Genomic DNA, 2,876 nt, shown 5'->3' on the forward strand with positions numbered 1-2,876 from the left:
CGGTACCGGGACGCGCTGGCGCTGCTGGAGAGCGGCGACGACGAGGCCGCCCGGCGGGTCCGGCGGTTGCTGGAGCGCGCCGAGCGGACCTAGTGCCCGGTCTTGAAGGCGTCCTCGTCCCGGATCGGCTCACCCGGCGGCTCGGTCGTCAGCAGCCGCAGCACCGGCACGCACAGGAACACCTTCCGGTAGGGCCGGTCGTCCAGCGTCGTCACCAGCCCCAGCTCCAGCAGCCTGCGCGTCACGTCGGTGGCCGTCTTCGCGGTGAACCCGTGGCGCCGCACCAGCGCCGGGTGGGTCAGCACCGGGCTCGCCACCAGGTCGGCCGCCACGCGCCGGGCGCTGCGCGGGTGCGGCACCAGGTTCAGGTGGTGCGCCCGCAGCGCCGCCAGCTCCTCGATCAGGTTCGTCTGCGCCCTGGCCAGCTCGCGCACCCCGCGCGCGAAGAACTCCACCCACCCCACCGGTGAGCCGCGCAGCAGCGCGTCGCGCCGGTCCGCGTGCGTGTCCAGCCACACCGACAGCGGCAGGATCTGGTCGCGCAGCAGCCCCGACCCGACCAGCCGCAGCGAGGTGACCACGGCCGCGGCGTCCGGGAACGGCGGGTGCAGCGCCAGCAGCCGGTGCTCCAGGGCGAGCCGCGCGATGCGGGGAAGCGGTTCGAGCGCGCGCGTGGACACCGACCAGGCGCGCAGCGCCGCCGACCCGGCCAGCGGCGGCGCGCCCCTGCCGCGCGCCCGGACCGCGCCCACCTCGGCCAGCAGCCGCACGTCCAGCGCCCGCCCGCGCGCCAGCAGGTCCGCCCCCAGCTCCAGCGCGGCCAGGTAGCGGTCGAACGGCGGGTGCGCGCCCTCCGAGGCGGGGGAGGGCGGCGCGTCCGGCTCGTCCTCCTCGGGGGACACCGCGCGCAGCAGCAGGTCCGGCGGCGTCCCGGCGCCGAGGTCGGCGAACAGCCAGGCGTCCACCAGGTCCGCGCTGCGGCCTGCCCGCGCCGCCGCGCCCCTGGCGTCGCGGATGCGCGCGCAGCGGGCCAGCACCGAGCGGTCCGGGAGGCGCCACGCGGCCTCGTCCAGCCCGCCCAGCGCGTGCTCGGCCTCGCCCAGCAGCCGCTGCACCGGGACGGGCAGCGGCGGGCCCGCGAAGTCGGGGTCGGTGGGACCACCGGGTCGGTCGGTCATGGTCGGGAAGGGTGGCCGATGGGCGGTGGGGGCCTCAAGTGGTCGCCGCCCCCGGTGGTCGCCGCCGGAGCGGGCGCGGTGAACGTGCATCCGCCCGTGCGCCTGCACTCCCGGTGACGGTCCTGGCGATCAACGCAGGTCGGGTGCGGTGCACCCGTCACGGACCGCAGTTCTGCGGCGCTCGCGGAGCATCGGCGGTGGAAGCAAAGCCCCTCGGGAGGCGGGCGATTCCGGCACGAGACGCATCGGAGTCCACTCGATGGTGTGACGCCCGTGCGGGGTGACCCCGGACTTCGGCACTTATTCACACTGTCAACGGTCGTTCACTCTGAAGTGGCCACTGACGTGCGATTCTGTGTTCGTGTGGTGACCCTGCGCCACACTTTGCCGGAGAGGATTCCTCGAAAGTGGACACTCGACGTCGTTGGACGACCTGGCACCCGGTGGCGATGTTCACCGCGGTGGCCGCCCTCGCCGCGGCACTGCTGATCCCCGACCGCGCCGCGTCGGGGGCCGCCGCCCCGCTCACCGTCGCGCAGGCCATCGCCCAGCAGGGCGGCTCCACGGCCACCGTGCGCGGCTACGTCGTCGGCCAGCCGACGGCCACCAGCACCGTCGTGCGGACCAACTTCCCGAACGACTACGCCCTCGCCCTCGCCGACTCGCCCACCCAGACCTCCACCGGCCAGATGCTCTACGTCCAGATCACCGCGTCGTTCCGCGCCGCGTGGGGCCTGCAGAGCAACCCGAGCCTGCTGGGCGCCCGGATCGACGTCACCGGCCCCCTCAACGCCTACTTCTCGCACGCGGGCCTGACCTCCCCGTCCGCGTTCGCCCGCGCCGACAGCGGCGGCGGCACGACCACGACCACGACGCGGGTCACCACCACCACGCCCGGCGTCACCACCACGACCCGGCCCGGCGGCGCCGACTCCTACTACCAGGCCGCGCTCGGCAAGACCGGCTCCGCGCTCAAGTCCGCGCTGCACACCATCATCAGCACCGGCGCGCGCAAGCTCAGCTACGACCAGGTGTGGGAAGCGCTGCGCAACACCGACCAGGACCCGAGCAACAGCGGCAACGTCATCCTGATCTACTCCGGCCGCTCCCAGTCCAAGACCGCCAACGGCGGCAACCCGAACGACTGGAACCGCGAGCACGTGTGGGCCAAGTCGCACGGCGACTTCGGCACCGCCACTGGCCCCGGCACCGACCTGCACCACCTGCGCCCCGAGGACGTGTCGGTCAACTCCGAGCGCGGCAACAAGGACTTCGACAACGGCGGCACCGCCGTCAGCGAGGCCCCCGGCAACCGCACCGACTCCGACTCGTGGGAGCCGCGCGACGCCGTCAAGGGCGACGTGGCCCGCATGATCTTCTACATGGCGGTCCGCTACGAGGGCGCGGACGGCTGGCCGGACCTGGAGGTCAACAACAGCGTCTCCAACGGCAGCAAGCCCAACATCGGCAAGCTGTCCGCGCTCCTGCAGTGGCACGCCCAGGACCCGCCGGACTCCTTCGAGCAGCGGCGCAACCAGGTCATCCAGGACAGCTACCAGGGCAACCGCAACCCCTTCATCGACCACCCGGAGTGGGTTTCCTCCATCTGGGGCTGATCGGGTTAAGGTCGCCCGCGTGATCCTCGGCGACCTGTGCGGCGACCCGCGCGGCGCCCCGGGGCGGTCGTGGTGGGCGGTC

Annotated in this window: 1 protein-coding gene and 2 pseudogenes; 2 read left to right on the forward strand and 1 reads right to left on the reverse strand. The window is 73.8% G+C overall.

Annotated features, from left to right (window positions below; translation table 11 throughout):
* Positions 1 to 89 precede the first annotated feature (89 nt).
* A complete protein-coding gene (locus ACTUAL_RS10010) occupies positions 90 to 1,178 on the reverse strand; it encodes a hypothetical protein (RefSeq protein WP_440900072.1) in 1,089 nt (362 codons plus the stop codon).
* 449 nt (positions 1,179 to 1,627) lie between these two features.
* Between ACTUAL_RS10010 and ACTUAL_RS10015 the strand changes: the two are divergent.
* Positions 1,628 to 1,999, forward strand: a pseudogene (locus tag ACTUAL_RS10015) (DUF6359 domain-containing protein); the annotation flags it as partial.
* A gap of 105 nt (positions 2,000 to 2,104) precedes the next feature.
* Positions 2,105 to 2,794, forward strand: a pseudogene (locus tag ACTUAL_RS10020) (endonuclease I family protein); the annotation flags it as partial.
* Positions 2,795 to 2,876: the final 82 nt, after the last annotated feature.

Source organism: Actinosynnema sp. (genome assembly GCF_052038725.1).

Excerpts from the sequence above, each read along its gene's own strand:
- ACTUAL_RS10010 (WP_440900072.1), bottom strand. The coding sequence starts at position 1,178 with ATGACCGACCGACCCGGTGGTCCCACCGACCCCGACTTCGCGGGCCCG.